The 19,397-nt window shown below is 76.7% G+C and carries 15 protein-coding genes; 13 read left to right on the plus strand and 2 right to left on the minus strand.

The window, feature by feature from the left end; all coding sequences use genetic code 11:
* Together ACI79U_RS20185 and ACI79U_RS20190 are read right to left on the minus strand one after the other, a co-directional pair.
* On the minus strand, positions 1-1,193 hold a 1,193-nt coding region (locus ACI79U_RS20185; protein WP_457072823.1), incomplete at its 3' end, for a DUF58 domain-containing protein.
* Between the two features lie 24 nt (positions 1,194-1,217).
* Positions 1,218-2,210 (minus strand): AAA family ATPase, encoded by a 993-nt coding sequence (locus ACI79U_RS20190; RefSeq protein WP_457072389.1) that lies wholly within the window; start codon positions 2,208-2,210, stop codon positions 1,218-1,220.
* A 249-nt stretch (positions 2,211-2,459) separates the two neighbouring features.
* Between ACI79U_RS20190 and mraZ the strand changes: the two genes are divergently transcribed.
* The 13 genes from mraZ to ftsZ form a co-directional block, all read left to right on the plus strand.
* Positions 2,460-2,894 carry a division/cell wall cluster transcriptional repressor MraZ gene (mraZ, locus tag ACI79U_RS20195; RefSeq protein WP_457072387.1) on the plus strand — a complete coding sequence of 145 codons (435 nt, stop codon included), beginning with the start codon at positions 2,460-2,462 and terminating at the stop codon, positions 2,892-2,894.
* Between the two features lie 424 nt (positions 2,895-3,318).
* Positions 3,319-4,332, plus strand: coding sequence for a 16S rRNA (cytosine(1402)-N(4))-methyltransferase RsmH (rsmH, locus tag ACI79U_RS20200; RefSeq protein ID WP_457064703.1), 1,014 nt, complete (start codon positions 3,319-3,321; stop codon positions 4,330-4,332).
* Positions 4,329-4,952: a hypothetical protein gene (locus tag ACI79U_RS20205; RefSeq protein WP_457064705.1), complete on the plus strand. Its 624-nt coding sequence runs from the start codon at positions 4,329-4,331 to the stop codon at positions 4,950-4,952. The genes rsmH and ACI79U_RS20205 overlap by 4 nt, the downstream gene beginning before the upstream one ends.
* 3 nt (positions 4,953-4,955) lie before the next feature.
* The gene (locus ACI79U_RS20210; protein WP_457064707.1) at positions 4,956-6,809 is read left to right on the plus strand and encodes a peptidoglycan D,D-transpeptidase FtsI family protein; all 1,854 of its coding nucleotides are present in this window, start codon (positions 4,956-4,958) and stop codon (positions 6,807-6,809) included.
* A 116-nt stretch (positions 6,810-6,925) separates the two neighbouring features.
* Entirely contained in the window at positions 6,926-8,491 is a 1,566-nt protein-coding gene (locus ACI79U_RS20215; protein WP_457064709.1) for a UDP-N-acetylmuramoyl-L-alanyl-D-glutamate--2,6-diaminopimelate ligase, read from the plus strand.
* On the plus strand, positions 8,488-9,981 hold the full coding sequence (locus ACI79U_RS20220; protein ID WP_457064711.1) for a UDP-N-acetylmuramoyl-tripeptide--D-alanyl-D-alanine ligase: 1,494 nt from the start codon (positions 8,488-8,490) through the stop codon (positions 9,979-9,981). The genes ACI79U_RS20215 and ACI79U_RS20220 overlap by 4 nt, the downstream gene beginning before the upstream one ends.
* On the plus strand, positions 9,978-11,054 hold the full coding sequence (gene mraY / locus ACI79U_RS20225; protein ID WP_457064713.1) for a phospho-N-acetylmuramoyl-pentapeptide-transferase: 1,077 nt from the start codon (positions 9,978-9,980) through the stop codon (positions 11,052-11,054). Before ACI79U_RS20220 ends, mraY begins: the two co-directional genes overlap by 4 nt.
* A gap of 11 nt (positions 11,055-11,065) precedes the next feature.
* A complete protein-coding gene (murD, locus tag ACI79U_RS20230; protein ID WP_457064715.1) occupies positions 11,066-12,529 on the plus strand; it encodes a UDP-N-acetylmuramoyl-L-alanine--D-glutamate ligase in 1,464 nt (487 codons plus the stop codon).
* 7 nt (positions 12,530-12,536) lie between these two features.
* Positions 12,537-14,237 (plus strand): putative lipid II flippase FtsW, encoded by a 1,701-nt coding sequence (gene ftsW, locus ACI79U_RS20235; protein ID WP_457064717.1) that lies wholly within the window; start codon positions 12,537-12,539, stop codon positions 14,235-14,237.
* Entirely contained in the window at positions 14,234-15,418 is a 1,185-nt protein-coding gene (gene murG, locus ACI79U_RS20240) for an undecaprenyldiphospho-muramoylpentapeptide beta-N-acetylglucosaminyltransferase (protein ID WP_457064719.1), read from the plus strand. The genes ftsW and murG overlap by 4 nt, the downstream gene beginning before the upstream one ends.
* 79 nt (positions 15,419-15,497) lie before the next feature.
* The gene (murC, locus tag ACI79U_RS20245; RefSeq protein ID WP_457064721.1) at positions 15,498-16,958 is read left to right on the plus strand and encodes a UDP-N-acetylmuramate--L-alanine ligase; all 1,461 of its coding nucleotides are present in this window, start codon (positions 15,498-15,500) and stop codon (positions 16,956-16,958) included.
* A 137-nt stretch (positions 16,959-17,095) separates the two neighbouring features.
* Positions 17,096-17,767, plus strand: coding sequence for a cell division protein FtsQ/DivIB (locus tag ACI79U_RS20250; protein WP_457064723.1), 672 nt, complete (start codon positions 17,096-17,098; stop codon positions 17,765-17,767).
* A 470-nt stretch (positions 17,768-18,237) separates the two neighbouring features.
* Positions 18,238-19,397 (plus strand): cell division protein FtsZ (gene ftsZ, locus ACI79U_RS20255; RefSeq protein ID WP_457072824.1); only part of this gene is annotated, 1,160 nt, incomplete at its 3' end.

Raw genomic sequence — 19,397 nt, forward strand, 5'->3', positions numbered from 1 at the left:
GGCGCCAGCGGCCGCCGGCCGCGCACCGCCCCGCCGTCCAGCCAGCTCGCCGGGTCGACCAGCACGGCCAGGTCGGTGCCCGGGCCGGAGCGGGCCCGGGCCAGTGCCTGCACGTCGTCGGGGCCGAGGAGGCCCAGCAGGGCGATCACCGGACCGGCGTCCCCGGCCCGGCGCAGCGCCTCCAGCCCCGGCTGCAGGACGGCGTGCCGGGAGGGGCCCAGTCCGGCCAGCCGGTCCAGCAGCTCGCCCGCCCCCAGCGAGCCGGCACCGGTCGCCGGACGGAGCTCGCCGGCCTCGGTGACCACCCGCAGCCCCGCCCCCCGGTCGATCAGGTGGCTGCCGATGCTCGCCGCGGCCTCCACCACCCACTCCAGGGTGTCCCCGGGCGGCGCCGGGTCACCGGCCGGGCCGGCCGCCGCGCCGCCGACCAGGTGGCCGGTCGAGCGGCAGTCCACCAGCAGCGTGGCCGACGCCCGCCAGGGCCGCTCCTCCAGCCGGACCATCAGCTCACCGGTGCGGGCAGTGGCCCGCCAGTGCACCATCCGCAGGTCGTCGCCGTGGCGGTACTCCCGGGTGCTCACGTCGTCCTCCCCGTGCACGGCGATCGAGCGGCGGGCGCCCTCCCCGCCGGTGCCGCCGCCGCCGGCGAGCGGGCCGGCGCCCGACAGCGGGCGCACCCGGGGGACGACGACGAGCGTCGCGGTGTCGGCGCCGGCGGCGCTGCGCAGCACCAGTCCGAAGGGGTCGACCAGGCGCAGCCGCAGCGGGCCGAGGGCGAACCGGCCGCGCCGGCCCCCGTGCACCCGGTAGCGCAGCGCGGCGGTGGCGCCGGCGGCCAGCCGCTCGACCACGAACTCCGGCCGGACACCCAGCTCGCCGGGGACCTGCTCGGTGAGCAGCCACAGGCCGCCGGGGCGCCGGTCGGTGTTGGTGACCTCCAGCAGCACCTCGGCGTGGCCCCCGCGGGGCACCCGGCCGGGGGTGACCGAGCGGCGCGAGGCGAGCCGGAAGCGTTGCCGGGCCACCCCCACCGCGGAGAGCACCGGCAGGGCGAGGAGGAACAGCGCCAGCTGGAGCAGGGTGCGCTCGCCGAGCAGCGCCCCGAGCGCCACCAGCGTCGCCCCGGCGGCCACCAGGCAGCGGCCGCGCAGCGTCAGGGAGGAGACGGCGTCGCTGAGCCGGCTGCGTGCCACGGGTGACCTCGGGAGGCCGCGGGCTCAGCGGCCGCGGGCCGGGACGGTGGCGAGCAGGTCGCTGACCACGCGCTGGGCGTCCCGGCGGGCCATCGCCGCGTCCTGGCTGAGCAGCAGCCGGTGGGCGAGCACCGGGACCGCCATCGCCTGGACGTCGTCGGGGAGCACGTGGTCGCGGCCGGCGAGCGCCGCCGCGGCCCGGGCCGCCCGCAGCAGCTGCAGGCCGGCCCGGGGGGAGGCGCCCAGCCGCAGGTCGGGGGAGCGGCGGGTGGCCTCGACCAGCGCCACGACGTAGCGGCGCAACGGCTCGGCGACGTGCAGCCGGCTGACGGCGGTGACGAGGGCGCGGATGCCCGCGGCGTCGATGACCGGGGTGAGCCCGCCCAGCGGGTCGCTGCTGGACCGTTCGTCGAGCATCGCCAGCTCCGCGTCCCGGTCCGGGTAGCCCATCGAGACCCGGGCGGTGAAACGGTCGCGCTGGGCCTCGGGGAGGGGGTAGGTGCCCTCCATCTCCAGCGGGTTCTGGGTGGCCACCACCATGAACGGCCGGGCCAGCTCGTAGGTGACGCCGTCGACGGTGACCTGCCGCTCCTCCATGCACTCCAGCAGGGCCGACTGGGTCTTCGGCGAGGCGCGGTTGATCTCGTCGGCGACGACGACGTTGGCGAAGACCGCGCCGGGCTTGAACTCGAAGGCGCGGCTCTCCTGGTCGTACACCGCCACGCCGGTGACGTCGCTGGGCAGCAGGTCCGGGGTGAACTGGATGCGGCGCACGGTGCCGTCGATCGACCGGGCCAGCGCCTTGGCCAGCGTGGTCTTGCCGACGCCGGGCACGTCCTCGATGAGCAGGTGCCCCTCGGCCAGCAGCACGACCAGGGCCAGCCGGACGACGTCGGGCTTGCCCTCCACCACCCGGCTGATCGAGGCGGCCAGCTGTGCGCCGGCGGCCGCGACGTCGATCTCGGGGGCATCGGCCCTGACCGCTCGCGGATCCAGCTCCGTGGTGCCCTCGGTCACCCGGCCCACGGTACGTGCGAAAACGCGCCGGTGGGGTGCCCGGTGGGCGGTGGTGCGTCGGGGGACGCCGGGGCGACCGGAGCAGCCCGCCGGAGGAGCCCGGTGGGGAGCGGTGGAGCAGCGGGGCCGACACGGCGCGAAGTGGTGTCCAGTGGGGGCCAGTGGGTTAATGTGTCGCCGGATGGGGAGGCCGGGACCACGGACGGGACCCGGCAGAGCCACAGGAGGACAGATGCGGGGGGTGATCCGGTGTTCGTCGGCAGCTACCCCCTGCGCCTCGACGAGAAGGGCCGGCTCGCACTCCCCGTGCGCTACCGCGAGCTGGTGGCCGGGGGCATGGTGATCAAGAAGGGTCAGGAGCGCTGCATCTACGGCCTCACCATGGCCCGGGTCGCCGAGCAGAGCGCCGCGCTGAAGGCGATGGCGCCCGCCGACACCAACGCCGCCCGCATGCACGCCCGGATGAGCTTCGGGTCGATGGTCGAGGTGGAGGCGGACAAGACCGGCCGCATCACCCTCCCGGCCAGCCTCCGCGAGTACGCCGGCCTGGACCGCGACGTCGTGGTCGTCGGCGTCGACACCCGGTTCGAGATCTGGGACAGCGCCACCTGGGACGCCTACGTGGCCGAGCAGGAAGCCGTCTTCGCCGCCATGGAGAGCGAGGGGATGCCGACCCTCTCCTGAGCCCGTCCGCACCCCACCAGCCCCCACCGACCCGCAGCACCCGCACCACGCGACCACCACCCGACGGAGCGAGCCGACTTCCCCGCGGCTCGACCCACCGGGGCACGAGCCGGCTTCCTCCCGGCTCGGGCCCACCGGACAGCGAGCCGACTTCCCCCCGGCTCGACGTCCGTGCACGACCGCGCAGCGCACTCGCTGCGCGGCGCACCACCCGCGCAGGGCACCACCCACCCGAGCCGCCCCAGCAGGGCTCCACCTGGTACCGCTTCCCCGGCGCCAGGCGAGCCCTGCGGGGCGGCGGGCCCGGGTGACGGCCCACCGGGGCCCCACTCCGCTCCACCACCCCCACTGCGCCCCACCCGCCCGCCACACCCCGTGTCCCACCCGCCCGCCCCACCCCGAGCACCCGGAGAGGAGCCCGTCGATGAGCACCACGCCGGACGGCTCCTCGGACGGCTCCCCGGCCGACACCCCGGCAGCCGGCCCGGCCGTGCACGTGCCGGTGCTCCTGGACCGGGTCACCGAGCTGCTCGCCCCGGCCCTGCAGGCTCCCGGCGCGGTGCTGGTCGACTGCACCCTCGGGCTGGCCGGGCACTCCCTGGCCCTGCTGCGCGCCCACCCGGAGCTGCGCCTGATCGGCCTGGACCGCGACCCCGACGCCCGCGCCGAGGCCGCCGCCCGGATCGCGGCCGCCGGCTGCACCGAGCGCGCCACCCTGGTGCCCGCCGTCTTCGACGAGCTGCCCGACGTCCTCGACGACCTGGGCGTGCCGGAGGTGCAGGGCGTGCTGTTCGACCTGGGCGTCTCCTCCCTGCAGCTGGACCGCCCCACCCGCGGCTTCAGCTACTCCACCGACGCCCCGCTGGACATGCGGATGGACCCCGGCGCCCCGCGGACCGCCGCCGACGTGGTCAACACCTACAGCCGGGGCGAGCTGACCCGGGTGCTGCGGGTCTACGGCGAGGAGCGGTTCGCCGGCCGGATCGCCGCCGCCATCGAACGCGAGCGGGCCCGCGAGCCGTTCACCGGCACCGCCCGGCTGGCCGAGCTGGTGCGCGACGCCATCCCGGCGGCGACCCGGCGGACCGGCGGACACCCGGCCAAGCGGGCCTTCCAGGCGCTGCGCATCGAGGTCAACGACGAGCTCGGCGTCCTCACCCGCGCCCTCCCGGCCGCCATCGACGCGCTCGCCGTCGGTGGCCGGGTGGTCGTCATCAGCTTCCACTCCCTCGAGGACCGCATCGTGAAGCAGACCCTCGCCGCCGAGGCGGTCGACCGCACCCCGCCGGGGATGCCGGTGCCCATGCCCGAGCACGCCCCGGTGCTCCGGCTGGTCACCCGCGGCGGCGAGGCCCCCGGTGCGGACGAGCTCGCGGTCAACCCGCGGGCCGCCTCGGCCCGGGTCCGCGCCGCCGAGCGGGTCCGGAGGGCCTCGTGAGCGCCCCGGCACGGAGCACGACCGGCCGGGTGGCCGCTCCCCGGGCCCGCACCGCCGTCACCGGGCCGGTGCACGTGCCGCGCACCGGGGCGACCCGGCGCAGCGGTCCGGTGCCGCGGCCGCAGCTGCGGCTGGTGCCCGGCGAGGCCGGCGCCTCCCGGCCCACCCCGCGTCCCGGGCGCAGTCCGCGCCGCCGGCGGGCCCCCTTCGCGTTCTTCCTCGTCGGCCTGCTGGTGGCCACGACGCTGGGGCTGCTGCTGCTGAACACCGCCATCGCCGTCGACTCGCTCGAGGCCACCCGCCAGCGGACGGCCAACGCCGAGCAGGCGAAGGAGGTGGCTCGACTGGAGCAGCAGGTGGTCGCTGCCGACAGTGCAGCCGAGCTGGCCCGCGCCGCCACCGAGGTGGGCCTGGTCCCGCCCGGTGCCGCCGGGCACCTGGTGCTCCAGCCCGACGGCACCTCGGTGCTGGTCGGGACCGCCGCCCCCGCTCCCGCCCCCGAGCCCGCCGCCCCTGCCGACGAGCCCGCCGCGCCCGCACCCGCCGACCCCGCACCCGCCGACCCCGACTCCCCGCAGGACCCCGAGACCCCGCAGAACCCCGAGACCCCCGGGAACTGAGCCGTGCCACCAGCAGGTCCTCCGCCCCCGTTCCGCCCCGGCACGGCCCGGCGGACGCCGTCGCGACCCACCGGGCCGGCCGGCCGCGCCGGCGGGCTGCGGCCCCGGCGGGACGGCGGACGGCGGGAGCCGCTGGGCCTGGCCCAGCGCGAGCAGCGCAACCGGTGGGGGCTGGCGTTCCTGGTCACCCTGCTGGTGGTGGTGGTCGCCAAGCTGGTCGTGCTGCAGGGCGTGGACGGCGCGCCGTACGCCCAGGCGGCGGAGAACGACCGGATGAAGATCTACCCGATCGCCGCCGTCCGCGGTGCGATCACCGATCGGGACGGCCGGCCGCTGGCGTACTCGGTGGACGCCGAGCGGGTGGTCGCCGACCCGACGCTGGTCGAGGACCCGGCGCGCACCGCCCTCGCGCTGACCACGCTGCTCGACGTCCCCGCCGCGGAGCTGACCGAGAAGCTGTCCGCGGACACCCGTTACGTGGTCCTCGCCGAGCAGGTGTCCACCGAGGTGACCGACCGGATCCGCGCGCTGGCGGAGCGGCAGGGCCTCTTCTTCGAGGACGACCCGGTGCGGCTCTACCCGGCCGGTGCGGTCGGCGGTCAGGTCGTGGGCTTCGTCGGGCGCGACGGTGACGGACTGGCCGGCATCGAGCAGCGGTACGAGGACGTGCTCTCGGGCACCGACGGCGAGGAGCGGGTCGAGGTCGACGGCCGGGGCAACCCGATCCCCTCGGGCATCGACGACACCGTCCCCGCCGTCGACGGCAGCACCGTCGGGCTCACCCTCGACGAGGACCTGCAGTTCGTCGTCCAGCAGCGGCTGGACGCCGCCTGCGCCGACGGCTTCACCACCACCGCCTCGGCCGTGGTGCAGGAGGTGGCCACCGGCAAGGTCGTCGCGATGGCCGGCTGCCCCGGGTACGACCCCGGCTCCTACAACACCACCGACCCCGAGCTGCTGGGCAACCCGGTGGTCTCGGAGGTCTACGAGCCCGGCTCGGTGATGAAGGCGGTCACCCTCGCCGCGGCGGTGGAGGAGGGCAAGGCCCGGGCCGACACCGTGCTGAACGTCAACGGCCACATCCAGGCCGGCGACGTCGTCGTCACCGACGCGCACGACCACGCGCCCATCGACTTCACCGTGACCGGCATCCTGGCCAAGTCCAGCAACGTCGGCACGATCATGCTGGCCCGGGAGGTCGGCGACAGCACGTTCGAGCGCTACCTGCGGGCCTTCGGCCTCGGGTCGACCACCGGCATCGAGCTGCCCGGCGAGAGCGCCGGCATCCTGCAGGACTCCGCGGAGTGGACCGCCAGCCGGGCGGCGAACGTGCCGATCGGCCAGGGCATCTCGGTGACCACCCTGCAGATGGCGTCGGTCTACCAGACGCTGGCCAACGGCGGGGTGCGCATCCCGCCGCGGCTGGTCGAGTCGGTGACCGCCGCCGACGGCACCGTCACCGAGGCACCCCGGCCCGAGCCGACCCGGGTGGTCAGCGAGGACACCGCCGACCAGCTCACCTACATGCTCGAGGCGGTCGTCGGCCCCGGGGGCACCGCGCCGCTGGGCGAGGTGGACGGGTTCCGGGTCGCCGGGAAGACCGGCACCGCCCAGCGGGCCAACCCCGAGTGCGGCTGCTACACCGGCGGTGGCTACTTCACCACCTTCGTCGGCTACGCCCCGGCCGACGACCCGCAGTACGTCGTCGCCGTGGACCTGGAGCGCCCGACCAGCGACGCCGAGGGCGGTCAGGTCGCCGCGCCGGTCTTCGCCGACGTGATGCGGTACGCGCTCACCGCCGGCGGTGTGGTCCCCTCGGGCGCCCCGCGCCCGGACTTCACCCTCTCGGTCCCCTGACCGGCCAGCCCCCGACCGGCCGGCCACCGACCGGCAGCCCCGGGACCGGCCCGGACGGCGCGCGACACGGGTGGGCGGCCGGGGTGCGGCAGCCGGCGCCGGTAGATTGGCCTGTCGTGACCCCGACCGTCCCCGGCTCGGTGCCCCGACCCGCGGGGACCCGCCCGCTCCGCCTCGCCGAGCTCGCCGACCTCGTCGGGGACCCGGTCCAGGGCGACGCCGGCACTCCCGTCACCGGCGTGACCCACGCCTCGGGCGAGGTCCGCCCCGGCGACCTCTACGCCGCGCTGCCCGGGGCGCGCACGCACGGCGCCCGCTTCGCCGCCGACGCCGCCGCCCGCGGGGCCGTCGCCGTCCTCACCGACCCCGCCGGAGCCGGCGCCGCCCGGGCGACCGGCCTGCCGGTCGTCCTGGTCGAGCGCCCCCGGGCGCTGCTGGGCCCGGTCGCCGGCCGGGTGTACGGCCGGCCCAGCGAGCAGCTGGCCGTGCTGGGCATCACCGGCACCAACGGCAAGACGACGACGGGCCACCTGGTCGAGGCCGGGCTGTCCGCGGCCGGGTGGACCAGCGGGCTCATCGGCACCGTGCAGACCCGCACCCGGGGCACCGGCCCCGACGGCGCCCCGCGCACCACCACCCTGCCCAGCGCCCGGACCACGCCCGAGGCGCCCGACCTGCACGCCCTGCTGGCGACGATGGTCGAGTCCGGCGTGCGCGCCGTGGTCATGGAGGTCTCCAGCCACGCCCTGTCGCTGGACCGGGTCGGCGGGGTGCGCTTCGCCGCCGCGGGATTCACCAACCTCTCCCGCGACCACCTGGACCACCACGGCGACATGGAGAGCTACTTCGCCGCCAAGGCGCTGCTGTTCGACGGGCGCGCGGCGGTCGAGGTGGTCGACGTCGACGACCCGTACGGACGGCGGCTGGCCCGCACCGGCACGGTCACCGTCTCCACCCGGGACACCACCACCGAGCACCCCGCCGCCGACTGGTCGGCCACCGACGTCGTCGCGCTGCCGGCCGGGGGGTCGGAGTTCACCCTGCACGGGCCCGGTGGCCGGTCCTGGCCGGCGCGGCTGCGGCTGCCCGGCGCCTTCAACGTGGCCAACGCCGTCCTCGCCGTCGCGCTGCTGGACGCCGTCGGCGTCCCGGTCGAGGCGGCGGTGGCGGGGCTCGCCGAGACGGTGGTGCCCGGCCGGATGGAGCCGGTCGACGCCGGTCAGCAGTTCGTCGCCGTCGTCGACTACGCGCACACCCCGGACGCCGTGACCACCGCGCTGGACGCCCTGCGCGTCGCCACGCCCGGCCGGCTGCTGACCGTGCTGGGCTGCGGCGGTGACCGCGACCCCGGCAAGCGCCCGGCGATGGGCGCGGCCGCGGCCGCCGGCAGCGACGTGCTGGTGATCACCGACGACAACCCGCGCTCGGAGGACCCGGCGGCCATCCGCGCCGCCGTCCGCGCCGGGGTGGCCGAGGTGCCCGCGGACCGGCGGGCCGAGGTGCTCGAGGTCGGCGACCGGCGCGAGGCGCTGGCCGCCGCCGTCGCGCTCGCGCGCCCGGGTGACACCCTCCTGGTGGCCGGCAAGGGCCACGAGACCGGTCAGGAGGTGGCAGGGCAGGTGACCCCCTTCGACGACCGCACCGTGCTGCACGAGGTGCTGAGCACCCGGGTGGACGCGTGATCGCCCTCACCCTGGCCGAGGTCGCGGCCGCCGTCGACGGCGAGCTGACCGGGAACGGCTCGGCGGCGGTGACCGGCGCGGTGGTCGCCGACTCCCGCCGGCTCGCGGCCGGCGACCTCTTCGTCGCCCTGCCGGGGGAGCGGGTGGACGGCGCCGACTACCTGCCGGCCGCGGCCGCCGCCGGCGCCGTGGGTGCGCTGGCCACCCGGGCCGACCCCGCGCTGCCCACCGTCGTCGTCGCCGACCCGGTGACCGCGCTGGGCCGGCTGGCCGCCGAGGTGCACCGCCGGCTGGTCGCCGGTGGGCTGGTCACGGTGGGGATCACCGGCTCCTCGGGGAAGACCTCCACCAAGGACCTGCTCGGCCAGGTGCTCGCCGCCGCCGGCCCGACGGTGAGCCCGCAGGGGTCGTTCAACAACGACATCGGCCTGCCGCTGACCGTCCTCACCGCCGACGCCGCGACCCGTTTCCTGGTGCTGGAGATGGGTGCGCGCGGGCCCGGGCACATCGCCCGGCTCTGCCAGGTCGCCCGCCCGCGCATCGGGGTGGTGCTCAACGTCGGCTCCGCGCACCTGGGCGAGTTCGGCAGCGCGGAGGTGATCGCGACCAGCAAGGGCGAGCTGGTCGAGGCGCTGCCGGCCGAGGGCACCGCGGTGCTCAACGCCGACGACCCCCGGGTGGCCGGCATGGCACCGCGCACCGCAGCCACCGTGGTCACCACCGGTGTCGAGTCCGACGCCGACATCCGGGCCGCCGACGTGACCCTGGACGACGCCGCCCGCCCCCGGTTCACCCTGGTGGCCGCGGGTGAGCAGCACCCGGTGCGGCTGCAGGTCGTCGGCGTCCACCAGGTGGCCAACGCGCTGTCCGCGGCGGGTGCCGCGCTGGCGGCCGGGATGACCCCGGCAGCGGTCGCCGCCGCGCTGTCGGCCGCCGGCCCGCGCAGCCGCTGGCGGATGGAGGTCACCCGCCGCGCCGACGGGGTCACCGTCGTCAACGACGCCTACAACGCCAACCCGGAGTCGATGCGCGCCGCGCTGGCCGCGCTCGCCCGGCTGCCCGGGCGCCGCCGCATCGCGGTGCTCGGGGCGATGGGGGAGCTGGGCCCCGGCGCCGACGCCGAGCACGTCCGGCTCGGCCGCGACGCCGTGCGCGGCGGCGTGGACCTGCTCGTCTCCGTGGGGGACGACGCCATCGGGCTGCACACCGGCGCGCTCGCCGCACGGACGGCGGGCGGCCCGGTGGCAGCCGACGGACCCACGGTGGCAGCCGACGGACCCACGGCGGCAGCCGACAGACCCACGGCGGCAGCCGACACACAGGAGGAAGTGGTGCACGTGCCCGACCGGGAGACAGCCCGGCGGTTGCTGGCCGAGGTGCTCGCCCCGGGTGACGTGGTGCTGGTCAAGGCCTCCCGCGCCTACGCCCTGGAGCAGCTGGCCGCCGACGTCCTCGGCGACGTCCCCGCGGCCCCCGGGGCGGACGCGTGAAGTCCGTCCTCGTCGCGGCCGCCTTCGGGCTGATCATCTCGATCCTGCTGACCCCGCTGGCGATCAAGGCCTTCCGCCGGCACGGGTTCGGCCAGGAGATCCGGGACGACGGCCCGGAGAGCCACCTGGCCAAGAAGGGCACCCCGACCATGGGCGGCACCGTCATGGTGCTGGCCACCGTCGGCGGCTACCTGATCGCCCACCTGTTCCTCGTCAACCAGCCCGGGCGCGGGGTGACCGCCACCGGGCTGCTGCTGCTGTTCCTGCTCATCGGGCTGGGTACGGTCGGCTTCCTCGACGACTACCTGAAGATCCGGTACCGGCGCAGCCTGGGGCTGAACAAGACCGCCAAGCTGGTCGGTCAGCTGGTGATCGGGGTGACCTTCGCCGTGCTGGCGCTGCTGGAGGACGGCTCCGGCCCCGCGGTGGCCACCACGGCGGTCTCCTTCGTCCGGGACATCGCGCCGCTGACCCTGCCGGCGTTCCTGTTCGTCGCCTTCGCGTACCTGTTCATCGCCGGCTTCTCCAACGCGGTGAACCTCACCGACGGGCTGGACGGGCTGGCCGCCGGCTGCTCCGCGATGGTCTTCGCCAGCTACGTGATCATCTCGTTCTGGCAGTTCGGCCACGACTGCGCCACCGAGCTGGTCGACGGGTGCTACACGGTGCGCGACCCGCTGGACGTCACCCTCGTGGCGGCCGCGGCGATGGGGGCCTGCCTGGGCTTCCTGTGGTGGAACACCTCGCCGGCGCGGATCTTCATGGGTGACACCGGGTCGCTGGCCCTGGGTGGGCTGATGGCCGGGCTGGCGGTCGTCACCCGCACCGAGCTGCTGCTGGTGGTGCTGGGCGGGCTGTTCGTCGCGGTGACGCTGTCGGTGGTGATCCAGGTCGGCTTCTTCCGGGCCACCCGCCGCCGGGTGTTCCGGATGGCGCCGCTGCACCACCACTTCGAGCTCGCCGGCTGGGCGGAGAACACCGTCATCGTGCGGTTCTGGCTGGTCACCGGGATGGCGGTGGCCTTCGGTCTGGGGCTGTTCTACGCCGACTGGCTCTCCTTCGCCGGACTGTGAAAGCTGGGCCGGTGACCTCCCCGACCGTCCCCTCCCGCGTCCCGGACCGAGTGCTCGTCGCCGGGCTCGGCGTCTCCGGTGCGGCCGCCGCCCGGGTGCTGCTGGCCCGGGGCGCGGACGTCACGCTGACCGACGCCGCCGAGCCCGCGGTGCTGGCGGAGCTGGTCGCCGCCGGCGCGCGCTGGCTGGGGCCGCTCGCCGAACCCCCGGAGGACGTCGACCTGGTGGTCACCTCCCCGGGGTGGCGCCCGGACTCCCCGCTGCTGGTGGCCGCCGCGGCCCGCGGGCTGGAGGTCGTGGGGGAGCCGGAGCTGGCCTGGCGGCTGCGGCTGCCCGGCCCCGACGGGGCACCCGCGCCCTGGTACGCGGTGACCGGCACCAACGGCAAGACCACCACCGTCACCATGCTCGAGGCGGTGCTGCAGGCGGGCGGGCGGCGGGCGGTCGCCGCCGGCAACGTCGGGCGACCGCTGGTCGAGGTGGTCACCGCCACCGACGCCGACGGCGCCCCGGCCTACGACGCGCTCGCCGTGGAGCTGTCCAGCTTCCAGCTGCACTGGTCGTCCTCGATCGCGCCGGCCGGGGCCTGCGTGCTCAACGTCGCCGACGACCACGTCGACTGGCACGGCTCCCCGGAGGCCTACCGCGACGCGAAGGCCCGGCTGCTGCTGCACGCCCCGGTCGCGGTCGCCGACGCCGGTGACCCGGTCGCCTCGGCCCTGGTCGCCCGGCACCGCCGGCCGGTCACGGTCACCCTCGACGAGCCCGCCCGCGGCCAGCTCGGGGTCCGCGCCGGCGCGCTCGTCGACCGCGCGTTCGCCACCGCACCCGCCGGGGAGGTGCTCGCCGAGCTCACGGCCCTGCAGGTCCGCGGCCCGCACAACACGGTCAACGCGCTGGCCGCGGCGGCGCTGGCCCGGGTCGCCGGCATCGCCCCGGCCGACATCGCCCGCGGGCTGGCCGGCTTCCGCGGCGGCGCCCACCGCAACGTGCTGGTCGCCACGGTCGACGGGGTGGACTTCGTCGACGACAGCAAGGCGACCAACCCGCACGCCGCCGCCGCGTCGCTGGCCGCCTACCCCCGGGTGGTCTGGATCGCCGGGGGCCTGCTCAAGGGCGCCGACGTCGACGGGCTGGTCGCCGCGGTCGCGCCGCGGCTGGCCGGGGTGGTCCTGCTGGGCCGCGACCGGGAGCAGTTGGCCCGGTCTCTCGCGCGACACGCCCCCGCGGTCCCGCGCGCCGTGGTCCCCAGCGGCGACGATGGGGCCATGGTGGACGGTGGGGGTGGGGTGACCGATGGGGGCCGTGTGACGTACGGCGACGAGGTGATGCGCGAGGTGGTGGCGGCCGCGGTCCGGCTGGCCCGCCCCGGCGACACCGTGCTGCTCGCCCCGGCCGCCGCCTCGATGGACGTCTTCACCGACTACGCGCACCGGGGCCGCGCCTTCGCCGACGCGGTCCGCGCGCTGGGATGAGGCACGCGTGACCGCGACCACCCGCGAGCGCGGCCCGCGCACCGACCCTCCCGGCGACCGGCGCCCGGGCGACCGCAGCGATGGCGACCGGCCGGCCGGCGGCGTCGGCTGGCGGCTGCGCGGCCCGGCCTGGCTCGAGGGGCCGATGACCAGCTCGCACCTGGTCCTCGGTTCGGCCGGGATGCTGCTGGCCATCGGCCTGGTCATGGTCTTCTCCGCCTCCGCGATCGAGGCGGCCACCTCCGGCCAGCCCGCCTGGCTGCCCGGCGTCCGGCAGCTGGTCTTCGCCCTGGTCGGGCTGGCCGGCATGCTGGTCGCGATGCGGCTGCCGGTCGGGCGCATCCGGCAGTGGGCCGGCCGCGGCATGCTGCTGGTTTTCCTCCTGCTGGTCCTGGTCCTGATCCCGGGCATCGGGCTGAAGCTGAACGGCTCGCGGGCCTGGTTCGACCTGGGCTTCACCAACTTCCAGCCCTCCGAGCTGGCCAAGCTGGTCTTCGCGCTGTGGGGCGCGCACGTGATCGCCCTGCGCGAGCGCTACCTGACCACCCGCTCGCTGCTGGTGCCGGTCGTCCCGGTGTTCCTGCTGATGTGCCTGCTGCTGATCGCCGAGCCCGACATGGGCGCGGTGGTCAGCCTGGGGCTGGTCGTCGCCGGGCTGATGTGGGCCGGCGGGCTGTCCCGGCGCTACATCGCCGGCGCGGTCGGGGTGGTCGCCGCCCTGGTGGCGGTGATGGTCGCGGTGGCGCCGTACCGGATGGCCCGGGTCACCTCGTTCCTCGACCCCTTCGCCGACCCGCTGGGCGACGGCATGCAGGCGATCCGCGGCTTCTACGCGCTGGCCACCGGCGGCGTGTGGGGCGTCGGGCTGGGCAACAGCGCGATGAAGTGGAACCTGCTGCCGCACGCGGAGTCCGACTACATCTTCGCCATCATCGGCGAGGAGCTGGGCTTCCTCGGCTGCCTGGTGGTGATCGGCCTCTACGGGATGCTCGCCTACGCCGGGTTCCGGATCGCCCGCCGCTCGACCGACCGGTTCGTCCAGCTGGCCAGCGTCGCGATCACCTTCTGGCTGATCGGCCAGGCCACGATGAACATGGGCTACGTCGTCGGGCTGCTGCCGGTCACCGGCGTGACGCTCCCGCTGATCTCCGCCGGCGGCACCTCGCTGGTGCTCACCCTCTTCGTCGTCGGGCTGCTCGTCCGCTTCGCCCGCTCCGAGCCGGCCGCGATCGCCCACGAGCGGGCCGCCCGCCGCGGCTGGGTCGCCCGGCTGCTCCTGCCGGTCCCGGCCGCCCCGGTCGACCCGCCGCCGTCGCGTCGGCGCCGGGGCGCCCAGGCACGCCGGTCACCGGCCGCCGCGCCGGTGACCGACCCCGCCCGCCGGCGTCCGGGCCGCACCGTCACCCGGGTGCCCGGGCTGCGCACCCAGGAGCGGGAGGCCGTGCGGCCCGCCCCCCGGGAGCCGCGCCGCGGCACCCCGCCATCGTGGGCCGGCGCCCCGGACGCGCGCCCGAACGTGGTCGAGCGGCAGACTGGGCGAGGCCGGCAGCCCGCCGGTGACCGCCCGACCGGTCGCGGCCGCACCCCGGCCGCGCCCGCTCCCGTCGACCCCCGCGACCGCCGTGCCGCCGGGGCCGTCCCCGGGGAGCGGGGCCGGTCGGTCCCACGGTCCCGCCCGCGAACGGAACGGCCAGGACGCCCGCAGTGACCCAGCCCCACCCCGCCCCCGGCCCCGCCGGTGCGGCGGATCCCGCAGCGCTGTCCACCGCCCGGCACTCCCCGGAGCACCCCGGGGTGCACGTGGTGCTCGCCGGCGGTGGCACCGGCGGCCACATCGAGCCGATGCTCGCCCTCGCCGACGCGCTCACCCGGCGCAGCACCGCCCCCGGCGGCACGCCCCGGGTCACCTGCCTGGGCACCGCCCGCGGCATGGAGACCCGGCTGGTCCCGGCGCGCGGCTACGACCTGCGCCTGATCCCGCCGGTGCCGCTGCCCCGCAAGCCCACCGTCGACCTGCTCCGGGTGCCCGGACGGGTGCGCCGGGCGGTGGGGGAGACCCGCGCACTGCTGACCGAGCTCGGTGCCGACGTCGTCGTCGGGTTCGGCGGGTACGTCGCGCTGCCCGCCTACCTGGCGGCCCGGCGGGCGGGGATCCCGGTCGTCGTGCACGAGCAGAACGCGCTGCCCGGGCTGGCCAACCGGCTCGGGGCGCGGCTCGCCGCCCGGGTCGCGGTCACCGTGCCCGGCACCCCGCTGCGCGGGGGAGAGCACGTGGGGATGCCGCTGCGCACCTCGATCAGCGGGCTGGACCGGGCCGCGCGCCGCGCCGAGGCGCGGGCCGCCTTCGGCCTGGACGCCGACCGCCCCACCCTGCTGGTCTTCGGCGGCTCCCAGGGCGCCGCCTCGCTGAACCGGGCCGGGGTCGCCGCCGCCGACGCGCTCACCGCCGCCGGCGTGCAGGTGCTGCACGCACGGGGGCCGAAGAACACCGAGGTCGGGGTGCCCGACCGGCCGGCCGGCGCCGCGCCCTACGTCGTCGTCGACTACCTGGACCGGATGGACCTCGCCTACGCCGCGGCCGACCTGGCGCTGTGCCGATCGGGCGCGGTGACCGTCGCCGAGCTGTCCGCGGTCGGGTTGCCCGCGGCGTTCGTGCCGCTGCCGATCGGCAACGGCGAGCAGCGGCTCAACGCACTGCCGGTGGTCGAGGCCGGCGGCGGGCTGCTGGTGGCCGACGCGGACCTGACCCCGGAGTGGATCGGCGCGGAGCTGGTGCCGTTGCTCACCGACCCGGCGCGGCTGTCCACGCTGGCCGGGCACGCCGCCGCGGCCGGCGCCCGCGACGCGGACGAGAGACTGGCGGACATGGTCCTGGGAGTTGCCCGATGAGCGCCGCGATGACGACGGGTGAGCGAGCATCGCAGGGAGCGCCAGCGACCGAGGAGCGGAACGAATCCGGAGGCGGGCAGTGAGCGCAGCGGACGTCGCCGCCTGGCGGGAGCCGATCCCCGCGCTTGCCGACCTCGGGGCGGTGCACTTCGTCGGCATCGGCGGCGCCGGGATGAGCGGGATCGCCCGGATCATGCTCGCCCGCGGGCTGCAGGTCTCCGGCACCGACCGCCGCGACTCCCCGGCGCTGCGCGCGCTGGCGGCCCTCGGCGCCCGGGTCGAGGTCGGGCACGACGCGGCCCACCTCGGCGACGCGGCCACGGTCGTCGTCTCCACCGCCATCCGGGCGGAGAACCCCGAGCTGGTCGCCGCCCGCCAGCGCGGCCTGCGGGTGGTGCCCCGGGCGGTGGCGCTCGCCGCGGTGATGGCCGGCAGCCGCAGCGTCGCGGTCGCCGGCACGCACGGCAAGACCTCGACGACGTCGATGCTGACCGTGGCGGTGCAGGCCTGCGGCGTCGACGCCTCCTTCGCCATCGGTGGCACGCTCAACGAGTCCGGCTCCAACGCGCACGCGGGGGAGGGCGACGTGTTCGTGGCCGAGGCCGACGAGAGCGATCGCTCCTTCCTGCTGCTGGCCCCCCGGGCGGCGATCGTGACCAACGTCGAGGCCGATCACCTGGACAACTACGGCGACCTGGCGGCCGTCGAGGCCGCCTTCGACACCTTCGCGCACACCGTGCCGGCGGACGGTTTCCTGGTGCTCTGCGCCGACGACCCGGGCGCCGCCCGGCTCGCCGGCGTCGGCGCTGCCGCCCGGGTGCGCACCTACGGCCTGGGGGAGGACGCCGACCTGCGCCTCACCGACCTGCGGGTCGGCCCCGACGGCACCCGGTACACCGCCGTCCTGGACGGCCGCCTGCTCGGGGAGGTCCGCCTCCAGCTGCCGGGCGAGCACATGGCGCTCAACAGCGCGGCCGCTCTGCTGGCCGGGCTGGAGCTGGGGCTGCCCGCCGCCGGGCTGATCGGCGGCCTGGGCCGGTTCGGTGGGGTGCACCGCCGCTTCGAGCTGAAGGGCACCGCCGCCGGTGTGCGGGTCTACGACGACTACGCCCACCACCCCACCGAGGTGGCCGCCCAGTTGCGCGCCGCCCGGGCGGTGACCGGGTCGGGCCGGCTGCTGGTGCTCTTCCAGCCGCACCTGTACAGCCGCACCGCGGAGTTCGCCGTCGGCTTCGGGACGGCGCTGGGGCTGGCCGACGAGGTGGTCGTGATGGACATCTACGGCGCCCGCGAGGACCCGGTGCCCGGGGTCACCGGCGCGCTGGTGGCCCAGGCGGTGCCCCTGCCGTCCGACCGGGTGGCGTTCGAGCCGTCGTGGTCGGCGGCCGCGCCCGCGATGGCCGCCCGGGCACGCCCCGGCGACCTGGTGGTCACCATGGGTGCCGGGGACGTGTCCATGGTCGGGCCGGAGATCCTGACCGCGATCGCCGAGCCCGAGCCGGGGACCGAGGGGATCACCGCACCGGTGGCGCCCCGGTGAGCCGCGCGGGGTCGACCACGCGGGACCGGGCGCGCTCGGTCCGGCGCGGGGCGGCCCCGGGGCGGGGCGCGTCCTCGGTCACGCCGCTGCGCCCCCGGCGCCGGCCACGCCGGCCGGCCCGGCCACGCCGTCGTCTGGTGGCCGCCCTGGCCGTGGCCCTGGGCCTGGTCGGCGCGGTCGGCTGGCTGCTCCTCGGCTCGCCGGTGCTGGCCGTGCAGGAGGTCCGCGTGGACGGCGTGGCCACGCTCTCCCCGGAGCAGGTCGTCGCCAGCGCCGGCATCGCCGAGGGGACCCCGCTCGTCCGGGTCGACACCACCGGCGCCGCTGAGCGGGTCGGCCGGCTGCCACCGGTCGCCTCGGTCGAGGTCACCCGTGGCTGGCCGGACACCGTCGTGGTCACCGTGGTCGAGCGGCAGCCGGTCGCGGTGGTCTCCGACGCCGGGCGACGGCAGCTGATGGACGCCACGGGTGTCGTCTTCGACACCATCACCGGACCGGCGCCCGAGGGCGTGGTCCCGCTCGACGTTCCCGACCCCGGCCCGGACGACGCCGCCACCACCGCGGCGCTCACCGCGCTCACCGCGCTGCCGCGGGACGTGCGCGCGCAGGTCACCGCGGTCGCCGCGAACGGCCCGGACGACGTCACGCTGACGCTGACCGACGGCCGGGCCGTGCTGTGGGGCAGCGCCGCGCGCACCGACCGCAAGGCCGAGGTGCTCGACGCGCTGCTGGACCAGATCGACGCCGGCACCCTCGACCCCGCCGACACCCTCGACGTCAGCACGCCCGACGCCGTCGTGCTGCGCTGAGCCGGCCGCACCGTCACCCCGGCCGCCGCCCCGGCGACACCCCGCTGCCCGCCCGCAGCCCCGCCGCCACCTGCCCGCAGCCCCGCCGCCACCTGCCCGCCGCCCCGGCGTCACCCCGCCGGCGGGTGGACGGATCGGGGTCGGGGTGTCCATCCGGGGGCAACGCGCCGTCCGCAGCGACACGCCCGGGCCAGAAAATGTCCACCGAGTTCCTCGAACTGGTGCGCCGGACGGTGTCCGGGTCGTCTGCACCTCCGCATGAGACACGGGCAGCGCGGGTCGTCACACGGCGTGAGGCAGATGTGACCGACGGGTCGAGCGAGATCGGTGAGGTGGTGCCCGTGGGACACGCCGAGCCCGGAGGGGTGCTTGCTGCCCCGTTGGGGGGCACCTAACTTCGTCCCCAACGCCGGAGTTGACATAACTATAAGGCTCAACATGAGGATGAGGGTTCAGTTGGGGAGCGCCGCATGACACCTCCGCACAACTACCTCGCGGTCATCAAGGTCGTCGGCATCGGCGGCGGCGGGGTGAACGCGGTGAACAGGATGATCGAGGTCGGCCTCAAGGGGGTCGAGTTCATCGCCATCAACACCGATGCGCAGGCTCTGCTGATGAGCGACGCCGACGTCAAGCTCGACGTCGGTCGTGAGCTCACCCGCGGGCTCGGTGCCGGTGCGCAGCCGGACGTCGGCAGGCAGGCCGCCGAGGACCACCGTGAGGAGATCGAAGAGGTGCTCAAGGGCGCCGACATGGTCTTCGTGACGGCGGGTGAGGGGGGCGGCACGGGCACCGGTGGTGCCCCGGTCGTCGCCTCCATCGCCCGCAAGCTCGGTGCCCTGACCATCGGTGTGGTCACCCGCCCGTTCTCCTTCGAGGGGAAGCGGCGGGCGGTCCAGGCCGAGTCGGGGATCGAGGAGCTGCGCAACGAGTGCGACACGCTCATCGTCATCCCGAACGACCGGCTGCTGCAGCTGGGCGATCGGAACGTCAGCGTGATGGACGCCTTCCGCACCGCCGACCAGGTGCTGTTGTCCGGTGTCCAGGGGATCACCGACCTGATCACCACGCCCGGCCTGATCAACCTGGACTTCGCCGACGTCAAGTCGGTCATGTCCGGGGCCGGGTCGGCGTTGATGGGCATCGGCAGCGCGCGGGGCGACAACCGGGCGCTGCTCGCCGCCGAGCAGGCGATCGCCAGTCCGCTGCTGGAGGCCTCGATGGAGGGCGCCCACGGCGTGCTGCTGTCGATCTCCGGCGGGTCGGACCTCGGCCTGTTCGAGATCAACGAGGCGGCGTCCCTGGTCAGTGATGCCGCGCACCCGGACGCCAACATCATCTTCGGGGCGGTCATCGACGACGCCCTCGGGGACGAGGTCCGGGTCACCGTGATCGCCGCGGGCTTCGACGGCGGCCGGGCGGGCACCCGCAAGGACGGCGGAGCGGTCTCCACCGCCCCGGCGCCCGCGGCCGCCCCGGCGGCGTCCCGGCCGGCGGTCCCGGCGCAGACCGGGGAGGGGGGGGGGGGGGGGGCGCCGGGGCCCCCCCCCCCCCCCCCCCCCCCCCCCCCCCCCCCCCCCCCCCCCCCCCCCCCCCCCCCCCCCCCCCCCCCCCCCCCCCCCCCCCCCCC

It is taken from the genome of Modestobacter sp. SYSU DS0904, assembly GCF_054051115.1.